Origin of the sequence: Arachidicoccus sp. (assembly GCF_050436765.1) — a bacterium.
Taxonomy (GTDB): Bacteria; Bacteroidota; Bacteroidia; order Chitinophagales; family Chitinophagaceae; genus Arachidicoccus.
Genome location: NZ_JBNQGD010000339.1, coordinates 1 through 1,686, shown reverse-complemented (window position 1 = coordinate 1,686; position 1,686 = coordinate 1). Strand labels below are relative to the sequence as shown.

Here is a 1,686-nt window from a genome sequence, read left to right as displayed (position 1 = left end):
AAACTTCAAATCAGCTCTCATAAAAAGAAAGAGAAAACAACTGATACAACTTTTCTCCCGAATTATATACGTTTTTTACAACTTTCAGTGGAAATTATATATACTTAGTAGAAAAAGCGTAACTTGTTTTTATTAACCAAAACTATTAAATAGGGTCTGCTGATTATGTCAACGGATTTTTATAGATAAGAAAAAGATTTCAGTGAATATATTTCCCTATTTTTTATTGTTGCACTTACTGAATTTATAAGGTTACGGATCAGGCAATACAGTACCTGCTTGGTTAATTTAACCAAGTTAAGTACGATAGCATAGGTATAACTTCGGGCAAAATTACGTATTAACGTGGTTTTGCCCACCTGCCGGGCGCCCCTGATAATAAGTGGCTTGCGGGAAGCGTTTGATTTCCATCGGTGGAGATAATCTTCGATATTCCTTTTGAATGCCATTATGACGAATAGGTTATCTTTGTAACAAAGTAAGGGTAAAGTTAAATTAAATTTGTAACAAAGTAAGGGCAAATGTAACTCTATTTTGTAACAAAGTAAGGGCAGTAGGATGTCAACTAAAATTACTTGGAAGATAAATACCCGTCAATTTCCGTATCATGCATAGACTTGTGCAACGCGTGCACAAAGGTCCCTTTTCTCGCCAGTTTTTTTTGTCCTCAAGGTTATTGTTCTCCCATAATATAATATAATATACGATAGGCTATAACAAATAGACTATTAGAACTCGAACTTAAACCCGGTGTTCCTGAAAACCTATAATGATTATATCCCCACATAATCCCGATAATGCGTAATGCTCCTAAATAAAGATACCCTGTTCATTTTGTGAACAGGGTATCTTACTCTTGACTTCCGCACTTTATTTTAGTTAATTTTTCAACGTGCTGCAATTCAATATATTAGATTTTCCGAGTCACCAAAAAAGGTGACGCGATGCTGAAGTCGGGACAGCTAGCTCCACAAAACAAGCCAGTCCCCTTTTATTACGGGATCACAATAAGAAATCGACTAAGTTCAATCCCTGTAGGAGATTCAATCCCACTTTGGCTATCAACTACTTTACAGAAGCCGTCCGCCTTTTGTTTTTACCGAATTTTCACAGTTGGTAATATTTGTAATAAAATGCTGTTGCAAAGATATTAAATTAACTATAGGACAGACTTACATATTTCCTGTAGTTCCGCAATAGAAGTTAGCGCAGAGCATTCTGGAACGAAGTGATTTAGTTTATTGTGTATGCGGCAGTTGAGCCACTGCATGCCCATTCATCCCTTCGGAAACAAGATAACCAATAAAAGTAGCGAAAGGGGTAATATCCTGGTCAACACTAGCGCTTTCCAAAGCCTGCATATATTCTGCACGCCTATCTACCGGTATCACCGTCCAAGGGTAACCACCTGAAGCCAGCATTGCATTCATTAGGAAACGTCCCATTCGTCCGTTGCCATCCATATAGGGATGAATAAACACAAATATAGAGTGGCCTAATACAAGCCGTACCGAAGCTTCTGTTTCTTCTTCCAGTAATTCGAACAATGTAGGCATTGCATCCTGCAGAGCGCCCACATTTAAAGGTACATGTTTGGAATTGCCAATATATACCTGGTGATTACGGTAACCGGCCAGATCTGCCACGTGCAATAAACTAGCCGCCACGCTTGGGTCAATCAGCTGC

2 protein-coding genes are annotated in these 1,686 nt (G+C 38.4%); both read right to left on the bottom strand.

Translation table 11 applies throughout. The features are described from left to right. Positions 1-179: 179 nt before the first annotated feature. On the bottom strand, positions 180-449 hold the full coding sequence (locus tag ACQR30_RS14695) for an AAA family ATPase (RefSeq protein ID WP_429736438.1): 270 nt from the start codon (positions 447-449) through the stop codon (positions 180-182). A gap of 789 nt (positions 450-1,238) precedes the next feature. Then, on the bottom strand, positions 1,239-1,686 hold a 448-nt coding region (locus ACQR30_RS14690), incomplete at its 5' end, for a Fic family protein (RefSeq protein ID WP_429736436.1).